Here is an 18,735-nt window from a genome sequence, read left to right as displayed (position 1 = left end):
TCTAAGTAACACAAATTAACACTCACTTTTAACCAAACAATACCAAATAATTCACAAATCATTGAAATAACGTGTTTAATTTTAAATAAGAATAATATAGATTATTTTAGTTACATAAATTTACATACAAACCATGCTCACCTGTCGGTAATCTTGCATGATCAATGAGTATAAGAAAGAATCACGTGCACTGATCCAAAAAGCCTTGAAAGGAACCTTTGTTCGCGTTCCTGCTCAATTTCGTCAAGAATTTTTCCACTACCATCGTCGTCAACTTTTTAAATTCTTTTTGCAAGTCAACATCGTGGCTCAATTGGCCTATCTCTCTTATGCCATCGCGGATTGGTTTATGTTGCCCGATGTGGGTTTGCTCGCGATAGGCTTAAAAACGGCCTATACCTTACTGATGATGGGCATCACATGGGGCATTTATACATATAGTAAGAGCATTTTACTCTTCGACTTGATGCTTCCCCTATCGATCGTTGGTGCTTCTGCGCTGTGGTTTAGTCTACTCAATTTATCCAATAGTCCCGATGTGCCGATCTATTTATATGCATCTTTGGTTTTTATTGTACTAGCCAATTTATGTGTACAAATCCGCTTTAAAGCTGCTGTGCTCATTTCTCTGTGTATCAGTCTAATCTTGCTGATTGGGGTGTATTTCGCCGTTTCTGGCGATATCCATCAACTGCAACTGTTTATCTTGATCTATTCTCCCGTGTTGTTATTTAGTTTGTATATCAGTTGGAATTCAACACAAAAATCCAGAATTGTTTTTTTACACAGTAAACTCGATCAGTTGAACCGTGAAGCGCTCAATATTATGGCGCATACCGATGTGCTGACTGGCTTAAACAATCGGCGTCAATTTATTCAACTTGCCAATTATCATATTCATCATCAGTCCAAACCGTTGCAGGCACTTTCATTACTGATTTTTGATGTCGACAAATTTAAAAATATTAATGATCAGTTTGGACACTATATTGGTGACCATGTTTTACAACAAATTGCAGAAACGTGCCGACATACCTTACGTAGCCAAGACATCATTACCCGCTTCGGCGGTGAAGAATTTATTATTCTTTTACCGCAGACACACCTGCGTCAGGCTCAAGATATTGCCGAACGCCTACGACGGGCAATAGCCGATGATTATTTAGAACTTGATACACTACAAAAACTTAAATTTACCGTTTCAATTGGTGTTGCCGAATTTGGTCAAAAGAACCGAGATTTACAAAGTGTCATTCGCATGGCCGACCAGGCACTTTATCAAGCAAAATCTGCAGGACGCAATCAAATTTCAACTTATAAAACAGCAAGTTAATAATATATTTTGTAACATTCATCAGACGATTTTTTATCATTCATTCGAAAAATCCCTAGTTTCAGGTAGATATTTTTGTGTGTTTTTTGTTCATAATTTGTCCTAAGCCATTTATGGAGAAGGGACATGTCTGTTGATGTACGAATGAGTTCTCGGACTAATTCGTCTGCTCAGGAAGTTCGTAAAAATCATACTCATACTTTGAAACTTTCTGAGTGTGATCTTGCCAATCGTGCCGAGATTGAACAAGCCATTGCAGATCCTTTTGCACGTATTCCTACGCAGTTTAGAAACTATTTTCTACAACATCAGTATGCCCATCAGTTACCTTATTTACGTCAAGTGAACTATATGGCGCAGATTACGTTTCTTCTTTATTTTTTTGCTGACATTTTTATTATCCCTGACATGTTCTTTTGGTCAGGTCTTTCTCGAGTGGCCATGATTATTGCTGCCCTATTGGTCAGCTTCTATCTGTTTAAATACAAAAAAGATATTCGTGTGCTCGACATGATCTTACCGATTGGGACAGTCTGTAGCACCGCGATTTGGATTGGCTTATTACTGGCTTCAAATAGCCCAATGGTCTCGTCCTATATCTATGGTGCAGCGATCTTTATCTTGATTGCCAATGTCTGCGTACAAACACAATTTAAGCCCGCCTTGTATTGTTCGGGCCTCATTTCGCTATTGGTATATTTTGCGGTGAGTCAGCTTTTATCATGGCAAGAAGCACTGATTTTTGTGGTGGTGTCTATTCCTGTTTGGATGATCAGCCTGCATATGAGTTGGAACAATACACTCAATGCACGTCGTCATTTTTTACGTACCCTACTTGACGACTGGAATATGCATACGCTGAAAAATCTAGCGCATACAGATGAGCTCACCCAGTTATATAACCGTCGTCAGTTTGTTCAGTTGGCTGAGCATCGCATCCATGAATGGCCAACGCCTGCAAGTACTTGCTTATTGATGTTTGATGTCGATCATTTTAAACATATTAATGATAATTACGGGCATGATGTTGGTGATCAGGTACTGCAATGTATCGCTGAAACCACCCGCAAAGAAATGCGCCAAAAAGATGTCTTGGCTCGTTTTGGTGGTGAAGAATTTATTGTGCTGCTGTCTGAAACGCAAATACAGGATGCAATGTTAATCGCAGAACGTATTCGTTTAACGCTTCAAAATCAATCTTTGCTGAATGTCGCAAATCACCCGATCCAATTTACCGTTTCCATTGGTGTTTCACAGCTTAAATCACATAAACAAAATTTAACTGAACTGATTAAGCAAGCTGATATTGCGCTGTATCAGGCAAAAGAAAATGGCCGTAACCGTGTAGAGCGCTATGATTCAAGCATGAAACCCGAACGTAAATCGACAAAGTCTTGGCAAAGCTTTACCCATAAAGCAAAGCCCAAAGCTGAACCGAATAATGAAAGCGATAGTAGTTGGTCAATTGTTTATAAATAGAATGTTGAGATATAAAAAAAGGACGCTGAAGCGTCCTTTAAGTTTATTTAAAAACTATCTTCATCAAAACGGTCTTGATCTATTTTATAAATATGGAAACTTCTTTCAATTTGAATACCCAAGCCAAATTCAATCATGAGAGATGTAAGCTTGTCACCATCAATTAAAACAATGCCTGATTTCTTTGCTGACTCAATTGCTTCTTTACTAAAACAAGAAGTAGTAATAAATACGCCCTTTTTCGCCACTTGATCAGCCAAAGCTCCCTTAAACTGTTGAATGTCAGGGCGCCCCACCGTATTTTCCCAACGTTTAGCTTGAATATATATTTTATCTAAACCTAAACGATCTTCACTGATAATACCGTCAATGCCACCATCACTGGTTTTACCTATTGCTTGGGCTGCGTCTTGATGTGAACCGCCATAACCCATTATTACCAACAAATCGACAACTAATTGCTCAAAGAATTTGGGTGAATTACTTTTAATTTTATTTAATAGCTCATCTTTAATTGTTTGATTAAGCTCCTTTGATGATTGTTCGATTATTTCTGCAGGCGTCAAATGTTCTGTTTGAATAGATGTAGCATGCTCTTCTATTAGAACTAGATTTTGAATATTTTTATTATGGTTAGAACCAATTTTATAATCAGAAAACCCTTCAAACTGCATCAAATACTGATTAGTTATATTGGATAAGCTGGACAAATCAATAGACCAACCTAAAGTACTTAATTCGCAAAGACCACGTGATGGTTGTTGTATCAAACCTGCTTTAACCAAATATGTTTTCGCCCAGCCAACACGATCATAAAATACTGTTTTTGTACCACTAGATAGCCTTAAATTTAAATCAGCTTCAGATAACCCAGATCTTTCAGCTAAAATTTTTGTGGCAGAACTTAATTTTATTGCCTCTTTTTGTTCTGCTAAAAGTTTCATTAATGGAAGCATCAACTGATCGTATGTAGGCAATGACATTTAACTTGCTCTTTTTAAAATAGTATTTTTCATAATTATAAACAAAAAAAAGGACGCTGAAGCGTCCTTTTTTTATTAGAAATATTTAGGTTTCCCTAAATAGCCACAGGCATAGCCTTTGCCGTAATTTAGGCAAGAAACGTTGTTTCTTGAAATCCAAAACTGCCGCGAGCATAGCTCTTGGCGTAAAACTGGCACGAAGCAGTGCTTCGTGAAACCCCAGTCTGGCGCAGGCATAGCCTTTGCCGTAATTTAGGCAAGAAATGTTGTTTCTTGAAATCCAAAACTGCCGCGAGCATAGCTCTTGGCGTAAAACTGGCACGAAGCAGTGCTTCGTGAAACCCCAGTCTGGCGCAGGCATAGCCTTTGCCGTAATTTAGGCAAGAAATGTTGTTTCTTGAAATCCAAAACTGCCGCGAGCATAGCTCTTGGAGTAAAACTGGCACGAAGCAGTGCTTCGTGCCAGTTTTACTCCCATTCAATAGTTGCAGGTGGTTTAGACGATACGTCATAAACAACACGAGAAACTTCAGCAATCTCGTTCATGATACGTGTAGAAATCTTGTCTACAAGATCATAAGGAAGGTGTGCAAAACGTGCAGTCATAAAGTCCACAGTTTCTACAGCACGAAGCGCGATCACCCATGCATAACGGCGGCCATCACCCACCACACCAACCGATTTCACGGGTTGGAATACAGCAAATGCTTGCGCAGTTTTGTCATACCAGCCGCTTGCGCGAAGTTCTTGCATGAAGATGTCATCTGCTAGACGAAGGATATCTGCATATTCTTTTTTCACTTCACCAAGAATACGTACACCTAGACCTGGGCCTGGGAATGGATGACGGTAAAGCATTTCAAATGGAAGACCAAGTGTTGTACCTAAACGGCGAACTTCGTCTTTGAACAAATCACGGATTGGCTCAACCAATTCGAATGCTAAATCTTCTGGTAAACCACCCACGTTGTGGTGTGATTTAATCACGTGCGCTTTACCTTGTTTACTTGCCGCAGATTCAATTACGTCAGGGTAAATAGTACCTTGAGCAAGGAAGTTCACACCGTCAAGCTTACGTGCTTCTTCAGCAAAAACTTCAATGAATTCACGGCCGATGATTTTACGTTTTTTCTCTGGATCAACTTCACCAGCAAGCGCTGTTAAGAAGCGATTTTCAGCGTCGGCACGAATCACGCGAATACCCATGTTTTTCGCAAACATGTCCATCACTTGTTCGCCTTCGTTCAGACGAAGTAAACCGTTATCTACAAATACGCAAGTCAATTGGTCGCCAATCGCACGGTGTAAAAGTGCAGCTACAACCGATGAATCGACACCGCCTGAAAGACCCAAGAGAACTTTTTGATCACCAATTTGCTCACGAAGTTGTTCTACGCGAAGATCGATGATGTTTTCTGAGTTCCACAAGTTACGGCAACCACATACGCCATGTACGAAGTTAGACAATAACTCAGCACCTTTCGCAGTATGAGTTACTTCTGGGTGGAATTGGATACCGTAGAAACGACGTTTTTCATCAGAAACCATCGCCACTGGGCAGCTTGGTGTGCTTGCAGTGATTTGGAAACCTTCAGGAATTTGAGTCACTTTATCGCCATGACTCATCCACACTTTTAATTGGTCTTTGGTATCTTCAAGATCACCAATTAAAGCATCACGGACTTTAATATCAACTTCTGCATAACCAAATTCATGCACAGTACCTGGCTCAACTTTACCGCCAAGTTGTTCTGACATGGTTTGTAGACCATAGCAAATACCTAAAACAGGTACACCAAGTTCAAATACAACTTGTGGTGCGCGCGGACTACCTTCTTCATGAACACTTTCTGGACCACCTGAAAGAATGATCCCGTTTGGGTTAAATGCACGAATGTCTTCTTCAGACATATCAAATGCGTACATTTCTGAATAAACACCAGCTTCACGTACACGACGTGCAATAAGCTGACTATATTGAGAACCGAAATCCAAAATCAGGATACGGTCTTCAGTAATTTGGGGATTGGTAGTCATGGCAAACAACTATGCAGGCAACGAATATAAGCGCCGTATTCTAACATTTTTCTTGGACTTTCGCACACTATTCGGACAGGGGCAAAAACCACAAGCCAAACGATGTTTTTTACAACACATTTCAGGGCTTTACCCATCCGCTTTCAATCAGCGGTAGACATGAAAAAAGCGGCAGAACGCCGCTTTGATGGATGCTAGGACTCATGATCATTTTATTTTGATTTTTCAATCCAATGATCAAAACTGAATTTACCTGCACCATGTAACATGAGAAATAATAAGCCGCCAGCCATCGCCAAATTTTTCATAAAGTTAATACCATCTTCTGCACCGCCATGGAATAAAAATGCAGTGATTAAACTAAATACGGTTAGACCTAGCGCTGCAAAACGCGCTTGAAAACCAAACAATAAAGCTAAGCCACCACCCAACTCAACTAAAATGGTGATCGGAAGTAGCCCTGCCGGTACACCCATTGACTCCATATAACCTGCGGTTGCAGTGTAAGCGGTAATTTTGCCCCAACCTGCCACAATAAAAATATAAGCCATCAAAATACGTGCAACGAGACTGATCACTGCATTGATTTGAGGCTGTTGACTCAGATTTTTCACCATCAGATTTGGATTAAACATACTGAAACCTATTTTTAATACTGTTCAAAAGATGTGCTTAGATTAGGTCGTTTCTTATTTTCTTTAAATATGCTTTTACAATACTCATCATTCTATATATAGAACGAATTTACTGATAATTAATTACGTTTTAATACTGACTTTGCTGCCCCAGACTGATAGCATCAGACCACTATTTTACGCATATAAGCCCCATGGAACTGATTGATTTTATACTACATGTTGATGACCATTTACTCGAGTTCATTACCAATTATGGCGTATGGATTTATGCAATTCTGTTCCTGATTATTTTTGTTGAAACCGGTTTAGTGGTCATGCCCTTTTTACCGGGTGACAGTCTTCTGTTTGCAGCAGGCGCGCTCGCTGCGTCAACAGGTGCCATGGATCCATGGGTTTTGGTGATTTTGCTGTTTATCGCTGCGGTCTTGGGCGACACGCTGAATTACCATATTGGTAAATATATTGGCCCACGTGTCTTTGAAATTGAATCACGCTTCATTAACCGTCAACATTTGGTCAATACGCAAAAATTCTTTGAAAAACACGGTGGTAAAACCATTATTTTTGCCCGCTTTATTCCTTTTGCACGAACCTTCGCGCCTTTTGTCGCAGGTGCAGGCAGCATGAACTATAAGTACTTCCTGACTTTTAACATGATTGGTGCGATTTGTTGGGTTGGCTCATTTATCACTTTGGGTTATTTATTTGGCAATATGCCCATCGTGAAAGATAACTTCACCCATCTGATCTTCGGCATCATTATTATTAGTGTTTTACCGGGCGTGATTGGTTTTATTCGAGCAAAATTAAAGAAATAAACCGATGTGGTGAACGCCTTTAAGCAAAAAAGCGTAAAACCACGGGAAACATACATAAAATCAGCATCAGGGCCGATCCTTTATACAGAAGATCGGCCTTAATTTTTTGGGTCTTACCGGCCAAAATCGTCCGTCCAAATGACATCCAAAACAATGCAACTGGTAGCAAAACCACGCTAAATACAGCGAAAACCAAAATAAAATTTAATGGGCTAGCCCAAGTTTCAATTGGGAAAATACCTGCAGCAAAAAGCAACGCTTTAGGATTTTTTAACGAGGAAATAAATAATTCACGTGGTTGAATTGAAGGATGTTTTTGATTGTACTGATGTAAATGCGTCGATTTCCACAAATGAAAAGCCAACCATAAAACATAGGCAATACTGAGAAAATGTAGCAAGTGAATTAAATTCGGCCACACTGGAGCGCTTAAATGAATAATCAACGCCCACAAATTAATGGCATAGAAATAGCCCAATAATTCTGCAGGAATCAGCATGCACGTCTTTGCAATGCCTTGTTGATGTGCAGAGCTTGCCATTAGTGCATTGCTAGGTCCCGGCGTCATCATCACCGCAATCATTGCCAATACAAAAAGCCAACTCTCAATCATAAATACCCAGACAATGTTTCAAAGCGCACACCTTAGCCGAAATGAATTTAAAAAAACAAGTACGCGCTAGGTCAGTTTTATCCTTGTACAAGTCAATGCACTCACGCTGAATGTTCAAGACCAGAAGGAAGTATTGAAATACACCAATAATATTTAATTTAATTTTTTCATAGATTTAAATATTTTATTGGCTCTAAACAGTGCAGTTTATTTGGCTCAAAAAAAATGCCAGTAGACGCCTCACCTACTGACAAATTTTATTACACTTTTCTCATAGCACAGGCCTAAGCCTCAGCTCATGATCCGCTTATGATTTTGCTGCGGTAGCCGAATTTGCGCGAACGATAATCGGACAACCTTTAAATTTTGCTGCCTGTACAATCGCTTCTTGCTCACCTAGAACGCGTGAAAGTTCGGTACGTTTGGTATTTGAAGATTGTCCCATATTGACCGAAATACTCGGACCAATGCCCCAACCTCCACGGCTGCCCCAGCCACCACCAAGGCCTACACCCACACCAACGCCTGTACGCTTCGGTGTTTCTACACCATTTTGAATATAGTCGTGGATTCGGTTGTATTCGCTTTGCAATTGTTGGCAACTCAAAGACTGATACTGTGTAGGTGAAACATAGCTTGGTTTTGGCGTACTTGCACATGCACCCAATACAACAGCAGTGAAAGCAACTAGACCACATTTAAGTGCATTCATACTTTTCTCGATACTACTTTTGCTCAATTTCATTGAACAATGATTGATAGGCTTGCGTCAACTTATGATCTGCAGCCAAATGGATTAAAGGTTGATTTTTATGATGAGATTCTTTCATCAGCACCGAAGGCGGTAACATGCTGTCCAATACAGGAAGTCCTTCATCTTTGAGTTGTTGTACAACTTCGCGCGGCAACTTCGCCTGTGCCTGAAATTGATTGACCACAATGCCTTCAATTTCTAAATGATCATTATGATCATCCTGCGTTTCTAACACATTTTCGATCAGGGTCTGTAAGGCACGTTTTGAAAACACATCGCAGTCAAATGGAATCAGCACGCGATCTGCCGCAATCAACGCAGATAAGGTAAAAAAGTTAAAGGCCGGCGGTGTATCAATAAACACTCGATCATATTGACCGCTCATCTGCTGCAAAGCATCGCGGAGTTTGTAAATTTTATGCTTAGATTCTAAGGCATGTGCCAACGCGCCTAAATTTGGACTGGCAGGAATCACATCTAAGCGTGGATAAGGTGATGCATGCACATAGCTTTCCAAACCTTTGGCACGACCTTTCAAAATCGAACCGATGGCATTTCCCAACAAACCTTTACTTTGTTGTGTCCCCAAGACTTCTTCAAAATAATTTTCAATATTGGGTTCAAGTGCAGGCTTATCTGCCGAATACGTCGCATCATCCCCCAACAAATATTGACTTGAATTGGCTTGAGGGTCGAGGTCAATCACCAAAGTTTTTAAACCTTGGTGCGCGCTTATCGCCGCTAAATTGACCGTAATACTCGATTTCCCCACACCACCTTTTTGGTTAAATACCACACGCGTACGCATTCAAAACCCTCTAATCTTTGTTTTTCTACTCAAGCCTTGAAATCGGCCATGTGGATAAGCCATTTATCCAAAAACTGGTTTGATTATAACCAATGTAATGATGAAAATAAGTGCAATAGCTGCAATAAATAAGCCCGCACGGCGCTGAACCAATAAAATACTGTCATCTTTTTTATACGCTTTAGATAAAGAAGACAGCAGCGCTAGAAATAATACAACTTTGGCATAGAACCATGGCTGCACATCAAAGTTTTTCATAAACAATAAGATAATTCCTGTTACGGCAATTAATGTCATTGAGCCATGTTGCAAAGCAACAAAAAACTTCCGGCCTGCTGGATTGGGTAAATTGCCCTGCGTCCCTTTAAACAACGTAAAAGCACGAATGAAAATGGCAGCACAGCCTAAAGCCACACCACACATATGAATGATTTTAATGATTAATTGCGTTTCCATGGCTCACCTTAAGATGACTTAGGTGCATGCGCACATTCAGGGCTAGTAGTGTCTTGACCATTCCATTCTTCGGGTAAAAACGCATGAATGGCCAAAGCATGAATTTGCCCCGGACTAAGTAAATCACCTGCTGCGGCATAGACTTTTTGATGACGTTGCACCAAACGCAAACCTGCAAATGCCTCACTCACGATCACTGCTTTAAAATGCGACTCTTTACCTGGGAAATAACCACCATGACCTGCGGACTCATTCACCACTTCAAGATGTGTAGGCGCTAATGTCTGTAGACGCTCAATTAATTGCTGTTCTAAACTCAAAACGGCTCTCCCAAATTCAAAAAAAGGTTCAACTGGTCTTAGTATAGCCTGTATTTGTTCAAGTTCTTGTGTCGCAAACTTGCTGAAACCATCTGAATTGCATGATTTCATCAAAATGGAAGCCTTTGACCTGCAAAAATCTTCCGAATTTCAAACAAATTGTTTTTATTTTATGCAAACGATGCACAGATTTTCATAAAGTTATTGACCTGAAAAATCCTTAATGTATTATACGTGGCTATGCGGGAATAGCTCAGTTGGTAGAGCATAACCTTGCCAAGGTTGGGGTCGGGAGTTCGAGTCTCCTTTCCCGCTCCAAATTTTTTCATTCGGTTTTTTATTTAAAAAATTGGATAGACTCCGCGGGAATAGCTCAGTTGGTAGAGCATAACCTTGCCAAGGTTGGGGTCGGGAGTTCGAGTCTCCTTTCCCGCTCCAAATTTTTTTCGATTCAGTTTTTTAGTAAAAAAACAGGATAGACTCCGCGGGAATAGCTCAGTTGGTAGAGCATAACCTTGCCAAGGTTGGGGTCGGGAGTTCGAGTCTCCTTTCCCGCTCCAAATTCAAAAAGCCCTCATCGAAAGATGGGGGCTTTTTTATTGTTGATTTTATTATATTTTTTAAAATAAGAAAGCTTTTTAGACTGCTTTCAAATAACGTCTATCCCAACGTCTTCAATTTGCAGGTGACCATAAGTGACCAAAAAGTGCCTTCAATAAATCAAAAAGATAAGAACCCCTTTCTAAAACTGCTTAAAAAATTATTCCACCGAAAATTCTATGTCATTAGACTTCTATTATTTTCAATTCAATATTTTTACAAGATCAAATAGGATCGTGACCAAATTTGGTCACGCAATAAAACTCTCGACAAATACAGATCATTTTAAGTTTTTAAAATTCAGTCCTACTTAACTCAATATCTACATACTTGTCCCACAATCAAAAATACTCTAAAAAAATAAGGTGACCAAATTTGGTCACCTTAATTTCATAAATATTTCATCGTCTTAAGATTCTTCAGCTTGTAATTTCAGAAGATCTCCTACCTCTACATTTAATAATAAACAGAGCTTCTCAATAGTTTCAAAATCAATACGAGTCGATTGACCATTATAAAGTTTATGCAGAGTGGTTTTACTCATCCCTGTTTCACGCGCAACATCCGCAACCTTCATTCTGCGTTCTGCTAATAAGACTGGCAAATTGCAAACTATCATTAATTACCACCATTGTGTAATAAAGTACTTGCATGATGTATTAAATGCTTATAGTATTGCATTGTAATCTTAAATAACATCATTGTGATACTTTTTAAAAGGATATACATATGAACTTCACGTATCTTACTACAAAAGAACTTTCGGAACGAATTCATTACAACGAGCGTACTATCCGAAATCAACTCAAAGATAGCGTCTTACTTGAAGGCGTTCATTACATTCGCCCATTTGGTGGGCGCAAAATTCTTTTTGTTTGGGAACGCATTGAGGAAGATATGACAAAAACCTCGTTCGGCTCTCTTCATAGCCTACAACTACAATAGGAGTTCAATCACATGGCCTCAATCCGTACAAGATACGGCAAGCTTACAATTGATTTTCGGTACTTAAATAAGCGTTGCCGTGAAACAACTGCAATGGAAGATACACCTAACAATCGTAAAAAACTTGAAAAAGCAATTGAACGTATGGAAGCTGAAATGCTCTTAGGTGTATTTGATTATGCAAAATATTTTCCCAAAAGTGCTCGACTGGCAGAAATTAAAGCTGCTGAAAACCAAATCAATGCAGTGAGTTCTAAAGCACCTGTTTTTTCTAAGTACTGTGAAATATGGGTTGCTGATAAAGAAATAGAATGGCGTAGCAGCTATGCAGAAAAAATTAGGATTGTTATTCGAAAATATTTAACTCCATATTTCGGAACAATTCCTGTTATTAACATCAAAAAGTCAGACATCCTTGGATTCCGTTCATCCCTCGCCAAAGTGACATACGGAAATAACCAAGAATGCCTTTCACCATCACGAATCAACCAGATTATGACAGTACTTCGTATGATACTAGATAGCGCATCCGAACGATATGATTTTGATAGCCCTTACAAAAACATAAAAAGTTTGAAAGAAGGTCGGATTGAAGTCACGCCTTTCTCTCTTGAAGAAGTTCAGCGAATTATTACATCTGTTCGTGACGACTTTAAACCTTATTATACCATCCGCTTTTTTACGGGTATGCGCACCAGTGAAATCGATGGCCTTCAATGGAAAAATATCGACTTGCAACGTCGTGAGATCCATATCCGTGAAGCGTTAGTGAATGGTGTTCTTGGTGGAACCAAAACGTATGGTTCTGACCGCACGATCCAGATGAATGACCGGGTGTACCAAGCCTTTCTGCAACAGAAAAGCCTCAACAACGGAAAATCGGACTTCGTCTTCTGCAACCGTGATGGTGGTCCTCTAGACTACCGTTTAGTTAATAAGCGTGTATGGCACCCTATCCTGCGCTTTTTAGGATTAACGCCTCGTCGTGCTTATCAGACACGTCACACAGCTGCCACACTTTGGTTATCTGCGGGTGAAAATCCTGAATGGATTGCACGTCAGCTAGGTCATTCGACCACTGAAATGCTGTTCCGTGTTTACAGCCGCTACATTCCAAACGTCACACGTCGTGATGGCAGTGCTTTTGAAGCTATGCTGGAAAGACTAAATACAGAGGAGCCTGCTCATGAACAGTAAAGCTTTCTTTGGCGGTGTGGTCGTCAGCCCAGAAGCAGATAAGGTCGCTCGTGAATTAATCTATGAGCTACACATTCCCAAACTGCACAATCTGGCCTTTTTGCTGAAAGTTAACAAATGTTTCGATGACCATCAGGCGTTGAGACTTTGGCTACAGCGAATGCTAGATGATGGACAAGCCCATTACGATGATTTAGCCCAACAAGCCCGTATCCGGTTAATAAATCTAGCTCCCTGATCTAATAAATATACAAGGTCATCAAATTGATGACCTTAGCCCCTTATACCCATAAAAAGGTAAACCCATGCATAAAGATATTTCAATTTGGATGCCACTTTATATTGGCGACTTACAGGCAAAATTCGCACGAATGACTGTAGAACAAATCGGTGCAACACTGCTGTTAATGATGGATTTCTGGAAAAATGGTGCCATTCCTCATGACCTAGCGACTGTATGTAGCATCACAAAATTATCGCAACATACCAAAGCTAAAACTTTATTGAATACGCTGTTGGCCCTTGAATTGTTTGAAGTCGAATCTGAGCAGATTCATTCAAATTTTTTAACCAGTTTAAAAAGCCAGGCATTGCAAAATCAGCAAATGAAATCTGATAAAGCTAAAAATGCAGCTCAAGCACGTTGGGGGAAATCTGCAAGTAATACTCAAGCATCAACCAAGCAACGAAAAGTAAATGCTCAAGCAGCTCCTGAGAAGAGCTCGAGTATTACTCAAGTCATGCTTGAATCATGCCCTTCATCTTCATCTTCATCTTCATCTTCATCTTCATCTTCATCTTCATCTTCATCTTCATCTTCAAATTTTGAAGAAAAAAATGAGAGTTTTCTAGAAAATTCAAAATGGATTTAGGAGATCAGCCATGAATACCATGCTTAAAACACTCCAGTTTCGCGCAGAAACAACGGAAACGCTTTGCCCTACCCATCATATACCCCTGATGGAAATTGCTGATCACAGGCTCTGTAAATTGTGTGCCAAAGAAACCGTCCAGCACTCACATGCAGCCTATGAGAATGAACTGCAACAGCGATTACTGCAGCAAAAAATTAAAAACTCAGGGCTCAATAAACGCTACCTGGATCGTGGCTTCAAGAATTATGTAGTTGCATGCCCTGCACAAGACAATACCATCAAGCTATGTCAGGCCTTTGCACAACAGATTATTTCTGACCACAACCCGAACATGTTGATGATTGGTACACCAGGTACAGGTAAAACCCATCTGAGTGCATCAATTATTCGCAACATTCTACATAACAGTACAAAATCTGCACGCTACTATACCAGTGCAGAAATTGCTCAAAAAATGATGGATACCTGGTCAGATACTTCACGCTCAGAGAAAGAAGTCATCGACCATTTCTCCAGTTTTGATTTATTGGTAATTGATGAATATGGCCTGCATGACCGGCATGAAAAACGCCTGGAGATGGTGCATAAGGTTTTGTATAGTCGTTATGACAATATGAAATCTACCCTACTGATTTCCAATTTCACAGTCCAAAATATGCAGCGGGATTTAGGTGTAAGATTATGGTCACGGTTACATGAAAACAATCTGATTGTAGTACCGTGTTATTGGGATGATCAACGAATAATAGGACAAGCGTAACTCTCACTTAAGCCAATTATCTTGCCGAGATAATTGGCTTTTTATTACAAGAATTACTTACAGAATATCTCGCTTGCATAAGTATAACTGAAAATAATACTTCTAAGTTGCCTATACGGCAGTGAACAACATGCTGGTCATTTGATCAAATGTCTGGGCTTTCTAAGCTGCCTATAATTCCATCAATTGATTGCGAACTGCTGCTATATATTAAACCTCTTGCGAAAGTGTGCTTTTACCTAATTTTTGAATCAGCTAAAGTCTTATAAAATATAGCTTACGGCTGTTTAAACTTTGACTAATGTAAGGTCTACTCAAAATTAATAAAAAATTATGGAATATAAATAGTTAAGTTAAAAATAAGAGTAATTATGGGCAAGCAAAACAAAGGGCATCACTAGAACAGTGTATAGCTCAAGCACAACAGCAAAAACCGGATGTAGGACTAAATATTATTGAAAATTCGCTATTTATAATGGATAAAATCCAATAGAGTACTTATCATAACTTTATAGATATATTTAAAAAGAGGAAAAAATGTCACACGAAGCACAAATTAGTAGAACTTCGCCAACAGCATTTTTGTTTTTAGTTGACCAATCTGGTTCTATGATGGACAAAATGTCTTCAGGACGAACTAAAGCAGAATTCGTTTCCGATGTCCTTAACAAGACACTTATGGACTTAATTACAAGATGCTCTAAATCAGAAGGTATTAGAGATTACTTTGATATTGGAGTCTTAGGATATGGTCATCAAGGTGTAACCAACGGGTTTGGTAGTACTTTAGGTAGTCAGGTAATGAATCCAATTTCATTACTAGAGCAAAATCCACTTAGAGTCGAAGATCGTAAACGTAAGATGGATGATGGGGCTGGTGGAATATTAGAAGTTGCGGTTAAATTCCCCATGTGGTTTGAGCCAACTGCTAATGGTGGAACTCCTATGCGTGCAGCATTAACTAAAGCGGCTGAAGTATTGGCTGAATGGTGTGATGCTCATCCAGATAGTTATCCTCCAACAATTTTACATGTTACTGATGGGGAGTCTAACGATGGTGACCCAGAAGAAATCGCTAATCATCTGAGCCAAATTGGTACAAATGATGGTCCGGTATTGATTTATAATTTACACGTAAGTGCTTTAAGTAATTCTCCGATCATTTTACCTTCAAGCGAACATGTTTTACCTGATGCCTATTCTAAAATGTTATTTAGAATGTCTAGTGAGTTGCCTGCTCATTTAGTGGGTTATGCACAAGATAAAGGTTTCAAAGTAAGTGGTGAATCACGAGGCTTTATTTTTAATGCCGAAGCTTCTGATATTGTAGATTTCTTTGATATTGGTACAAGAGCTTCTCAATTGCGATAATGAAAGTTATTTTTCAGGGTACTCATCCAAAAGAAATTGGGGAAGAGAAAGCAAATGAAGATTCATTTGCTTTCTCCAACGATTTAGCTAAATTCATTCTATGTGATGGAGCTAGTGAATCTTATAATTCTCAATTATGGGCAAAAATTATTTGTAATTCTTTTATTGAGAGTGATGATATTAATGATGATTGGTTAAATAATGCAGCCAAAGAGTATGTATTAGAACATGATTTTGATAATATGAGCTGGGCCCAATTATCTTCCTATCAGCGTGGAAGTTTTTCAACATTTACTAGTATTAACGTAGATCTTGTTAATAAAAAAATTATTACAAGATTATTTGGTGATAGTTTTATATTTTTTTTCAAGAAAAATAATGGAAAGTATAAATATCATAAAACATTTGATATTCCGGATTTTTACGCAAATCCGACATTAATCTCTACAAAAATTGAATTAAATAGGGCTATCGATTTCAATAAAGAAAATAGTAATCATTATTTGGATATACCAATTTTATCAAATGATGAATCTATAATAGCTATATGTGCAACAGATGCATTGGCAGATTGGTTTTATAGAGCTATGATGGTTATTGATCATAATAAGTTAGTTAATATATTTCTTACCATTAATGATAGAAAATTTAACAAATTAGTAAGATTTAGTCGTAATAGGGGAAGTTTAAAAGTGGACGACACTACTTTGGTGATCTTAGAGATATAGTATACGGTCATGAGTTATCCATCCTTTGAGAAATACAATGAAGCATTTCAGCTTCATAGTAAATTATTAACAGATAGTGAATTAGCAAAAGGTAACGTCAAAAAGACGGGACTCGGTGTACCTTTGGCTATTAGTGGTGGATTTGCCTTAACTTATACAATTGAATGTGGCTCAAAAAAATATGCTGTAAGATGCTTTCATAAAGAATCAAAATCTTTAGAGCAGCGTTATTTAGAAATTTCTAAAAAATTAAAAAGCCTGTCTTCTGCATTTTTCTTGGATTTTGAATTCCAGCCTAAGGGGATTATTGTAGATGGTAATTCATATCCAATTATTAAAATGGCATGGGCTGTAGGAACTACACTTGGTGAGTTTCTTGATGATAATTATGATAATCAATTATATATAACTAATTTATCAAATGCCTTAGTAAAGTTATCAGAATATTTAGAGGGTAATTCAGTTTCTCATGGTGATATACAAACCGGAAATTTAATGATTTCTAATTCTGGATCTTCAATCCAGTTGATTGATTATGATGGTATGTACATTGATTCCATAGCAAGTTTGGGTAGTGCCGAATTAGGACATATTAACTTTCAACACCCTTATCGGGCTAAATTAAACCCTTATAATAGTAAACTTGATAGATTTTCATTGATATTATTATGGCTGGCCTGTAAAGCATTAGCAACTGATTCTACTATTTGGGATAAAACAAAATCGGATCAGGATTCAGTTGTATTTCGTTCGACAGATTTTACTAACCCTAATGCCTCTCAAACATTCGCATTATTAAGTACATATCCGGCTTTAAAGGAACATGTTAAAAACTTTGCTGCAATATGTAATGTTACTAAATTGGAAAGTATACCAAGCTTAAGTGACTTTATTACTGGTCTGAATATACCTAATTTAAGTAATGTTCATATTATATCTAAGAATGTTAGCCGTGCTGTTATTGTTAATGAGTATGTAAGTCCATATCCAGTTATTTCAGCAATGGATTATAATGCTTGCCTTCAACAAATTGGTAACCAAGTTGAAGTAATTGGTAAGATTACCGATGTGACTCAAAATTTCACTCGATATGGCAAGCCATATGTATTTATCAATTTTGGAGATTGGAAGGGTAATATCTTCAAAATTACAATTTGGAGTGAGGGCTTAGATGCGATTATGGATAAGCCAGATAGTTCTTGGATTGGTAAATGGGTAAGTATTAAGGGCTTAATGGAAGCACCTTATAAGAGTAAAAAATATAAGTATTCTCATATATCAATTACTGTATCAAAGAAAGGTCAATATTTTATAATTGATGAGATTGAAGCTAAGAAACGATTAGCTTATAAAAAACAATCTAGTACAGTAAATAATTCATCAATAAGAGTATCTAATAAAGATATTTTAACTCAGATAACTGGACAATCTATTTCTGTAAAGAATAGTCAATCTGTAAGTACAAATTCTACTAATACAGCTAAATCTTCTAATCAAGCTATTTTGAGTAAAATACATTCTACAACTAGTAATACTATAAATACTTCCTCTAATAACGCTATAAATAGTTCAAATCGGAAACCAATTACAACTGCTAATAATCAGAAAATTACTACTAACTCCCAAGTATCAATACCTACAAATAATTCTTCTCAAAATAAAGTTAGGAAGGGATTTAATGGTGAACAAGTAATTACTTGGGTGATCTGGATTGTAATTATTTTAGTGGCATTGAAGGCTTGCAGTTGAAATTTAAGGCAATAGACCTTTTGCGGGTGGTGTTTCAAAAAGTATGCTGGCGTTAAACAAATCCGTAAGCGTCCGCTGAACACACCTTCTGAATTCATCCTATAAGCCTTAATTTAGTCCCCACTTAGAAACAAGTGGGGACTAAAATTTATGACTACAAATCATCAGACATCCATCGCATCTCTTGCGAAAAAACGAAGAACATACAGTGCTGAATTTAAACAGCAGATCGTTCAGGCTTGTAAAGCACCGGACGTTTCAATTGCTTCAG

Annotated in this window: 20 protein-coding genes and 3 tRNA genes; 14 read left to right on the top strand and 9 right to left on the bottom strand. The window is 38.3% G+C overall.

Annotated features, from left to right (window positions below; all coding sequences use genetic code 11):
- Positions 1-157: 157 nt before the first annotated feature.
- Together FTU83_RS06645 and FTU83_RS06640 are read left to right on the top strand one after the other, a co-directional pair.
- Positions 158-1,333 (top strand): GGDEF domain-containing protein, encoded by a 1,176-nt coding sequence (locus tag FTU83_RS06645; RefSeq protein WP_180105962.1) that lies wholly within the window; start codon positions 158-160, stop codon positions 1,331-1,333.
- A 144-nt stretch (positions 1,334-1,477) separates the two neighbouring features.
- A complete protein-coding gene (locus FTU83_RS06640) occupies positions 1,478-2,812 on the top strand; it encodes a GGDEF domain-containing protein (RefSeq protein WP_171262679.1) in 1,335 nt (444 codons plus the stop codon).
- Between the two features lie 47 nt (positions 2,813-2,859).
- Here the strand turns inward: FTU83_RS06640 and FTU83_RS06635 are convergent, their stop codons facing one another.
- The 3 genes from FTU83_RS06635 to FTU83_RS06625 all read right to left on the bottom strand — a co-directional run bounded on the left by FTU83_RS06635 (position 2,860) and on the right by FTU83_RS06625 (position 6,467).
- A complete protein-coding gene (locus FTU83_RS06635; RefSeq protein ID WP_078191511.1) occupies positions 2,860-3,795 on the bottom strand; it encodes a restriction endonuclease in 936 nt (311 codons plus the stop codon).
- 468 nt (positions 3,796-4,263) lie between these two features.
- A complete protein-coding gene (gene guaA, locus FTU83_RS06630; RefSeq protein ID WP_180105961.1) occupies positions 4,264-5,832 on the bottom strand; it encodes a glutamine-hydrolyzing GMP synthase in 1,569 nt (522 codons plus the stop codon).
- Between the two features lie 212 nt (positions 5,833-6,044).
- Entirely contained in the window at positions 6,045-6,467 is a 423-nt protein-coding gene (locus FTU83_RS06625) for a DoxX family protein (RefSeq protein ID WP_180105960.1), read from the bottom strand.
- Between the two features lie 194 nt (positions 6,468-6,661).
- On the opposite strand from FTU83_RS06625, the gene FTU83_RS06620 reads away from it, so the two are divergent.
- Entirely contained in the window at positions 6,662-7,288 is a 627-nt protein-coding gene (locus FTU83_RS06620; protein WP_078191514.1) for a DedA family protein, read from the top strand.
- 19 nt (positions 7,289-7,307) lie between these two features.
- On the opposite strand, the gene FTU83_RS06615 is transcribed toward FTU83_RS06620, so the two are convergent.
- From FTU83_RS06615 to FTU83_RS06595, 5 genes are all read right to left on the bottom strand, one after another.
- Positions 7,308-7,901 carry a LysE family translocator gene (locus tag FTU83_RS06615; RefSeq protein WP_168378830.1) on the bottom strand — a complete coding sequence of 198 codons (594 nt, stop codon included), beginning with the start codon at positions 7,899-7,901 and terminating at the stop codon, positions 7,308-7,310.
- A 307-nt stretch (positions 7,902-8,208) separates the two neighbouring features.
- On the bottom strand, positions 8,209-8,613 hold the full coding sequence (locus FTU83_RS06610) for a hypothetical protein (RefSeq protein ID WP_078191516.1): 405 nt from the start codon (positions 8,611-8,613) through the stop codon (positions 8,209-8,211).
- A 13-nt stretch (positions 8,614-8,626) separates the two neighbouring features.
- Positions 8,627-9,463, bottom strand: a complete 837-nt coding sequence (locus FTU83_RS06605) for a ParA family protein (protein ID WP_180003554.1) — start codon at positions 9,461-9,463, stop codon at positions 8,627-8,629.
- A 63-nt stretch (positions 9,464-9,526) separates the two neighbouring features.
- A complete protein-coding gene (locus FTU83_RS06600; RefSeq protein WP_180105959.1) occupies positions 9,527-9,919 on the bottom strand; it encodes a SirB2 family protein in 393 nt (130 codons plus the stop codon).
- An 8-nt stretch (positions 9,920-9,927) separates the two neighbouring features.
- The gene (locus tag FTU83_RS06595) at positions 9,928-10,239 is read right to left on the bottom strand and encodes a BolA family transcriptional regulator (protein ID WP_180039831.1); all 312 of its coding nucleotides are present in this window, start codon (positions 10,237-10,239) and stop codon (positions 9,928-9,930) included.
- Between the two features lie 242 nt (positions 10,240-10,481).
- Between FTU83_RS06595 and FTU83_RS06590 the strand changes: the two genes are divergently transcribed.
- The 3 genes from FTU83_RS06590 (at position 10,482) to FTU83_RS06580 (ending at position 10,799) form a co-directional block, all read left to right on the top strand.
- Positions 10,482-10,557: transfer RNA gene (locus tag FTU83_RS06590), tRNA-Gly, on the top strand.
- A gap of 44 nt (positions 10,558-10,601) precedes the next feature.
- Positions 10,602-10,677, top strand: a tRNA-Gly gene (locus tag FTU83_RS06585).
- Positions 10,678-10,723: 46 nt separating this feature from the next.
- Positions 10,724-10,799, top strand: a tRNA-Gly gene (locus FTU83_RS06580).
- A 449-nt stretch (positions 10,800-11,248) separates the two neighbouring features.
- Here FTU83_RS06580 and FTU83_RS06575 read toward each other — a convergent pair.
- A complete protein-coding gene (locus FTU83_RS06575) occupies positions 11,249-11,458 on the bottom strand; it encodes a helix-turn-helix transcriptional regulator (protein WP_084792783.1) in 210 nt (69 codons plus the stop codon).
- A gap of 110 nt (positions 11,459-11,568) precedes the next feature.
- Here FTU83_RS06575 and FTU83_RS06570 point away from each other — a divergent pair, with 110 nt between their 5' ends.
- The 8 genes from FTU83_RS06570 (at position 11,569) to FTU83_RS06535 (ending at position 18,464) form a co-directional block, all read left to right on the top strand.
- Positions 11,569-11,784 carry a hypothetical protein gene (locus tag FTU83_RS06570; RefSeq protein WP_004684369.1) on the top strand — a complete coding sequence of 72 codons (216 nt, stop codon included), beginning with the start codon at positions 11,569-11,571 and terminating at the stop codon, positions 11,782-11,784.
- 12 nt (positions 11,785-11,796) lie between these two features.
- Positions 11,797-12,981, top strand: a complete 1,185-nt coding sequence (locus FTU83_RS06565; protein WP_104441253.1) for an Arm DNA-binding domain-containing protein — start codon at positions 11,797-11,799, stop codon at positions 12,979-12,981.
- Positions 12,971-13,219, top strand: coding sequence for a hypothetical protein (locus tag FTU83_RS06560; RefSeq protein ID WP_180105958.1), 249 nt, complete (start codon positions 12,971-12,973; stop codon positions 13,217-13,219). The genes FTU83_RS06565 and FTU83_RS06560 overlap by 11 nt, the downstream gene beginning before the upstream one ends.
- 67 nt (positions 13,220-13,286) lie before the next feature.
- Entirely contained in the window at positions 13,287-13,853 is a 567-nt protein-coding gene (locus tag FTU83_RS06555) for a DUF1376 domain-containing protein (RefSeq protein WP_180105957.1), read from the top strand.
- A gap of 10 nt (positions 13,854-13,863) precedes the next feature.
- Complete coding sequence (locus FTU83_RS06550; RefSeq protein ID WP_180105956.1) at positions 13,864-14,616, top strand: ATP-binding protein; 753 nt, start codon at positions 13,864-13,866, stop codon at positions 14,614-14,616.
- 537 nt (positions 14,617-15,153) lie between these two features.
- Positions 15,154-15,987: a vWA domain-containing protein gene (locus FTU83_RS06545; RefSeq protein ID WP_045126834.1), complete on the top strand. Its 834-nt coding sequence runs from the start codon at positions 15,154-15,156 to the stop codon at positions 15,985-15,987.
- Positions 15,987-16,715 (top strand): hypothetical protein, encoded by a 729-nt coding sequence (locus FTU83_RS06540; RefSeq protein WP_180105955.1) that lies wholly within the window; start codon positions 15,987-15,989, stop codon positions 16,713-16,715. Before FTU83_RS06545 ends, FTU83_RS06540 begins: the two co-directional genes overlap by 1 nt.
- Before the next feature lie 9 nt (positions 16,716-16,724).
- Entirely contained in the window at positions 16,725-18,464 is a 1,740-nt protein-coding gene (locus tag FTU83_RS06535; protein WP_180105954.1) for a protein kinase family protein, read from the top strand.
- The last annotated feature ends 271 nt before the right edge of the window (positions 18,465-18,735 follow it).

It is taken from the genome of Acinetobacter sp. YH12152, assembly GCF_013418285.1.
GTDB lineage: Bacteria > Pseudomonadota > Gammaproteobacteria > Pseudomonadales > Moraxellaceae > Acinetobacter > Acinetobacter amyesii.
The sequence above is the reverse complement of the archived record's forward strand: the minus strand, read 5'-3'. Positions and strand labels throughout refer to the sequence as shown.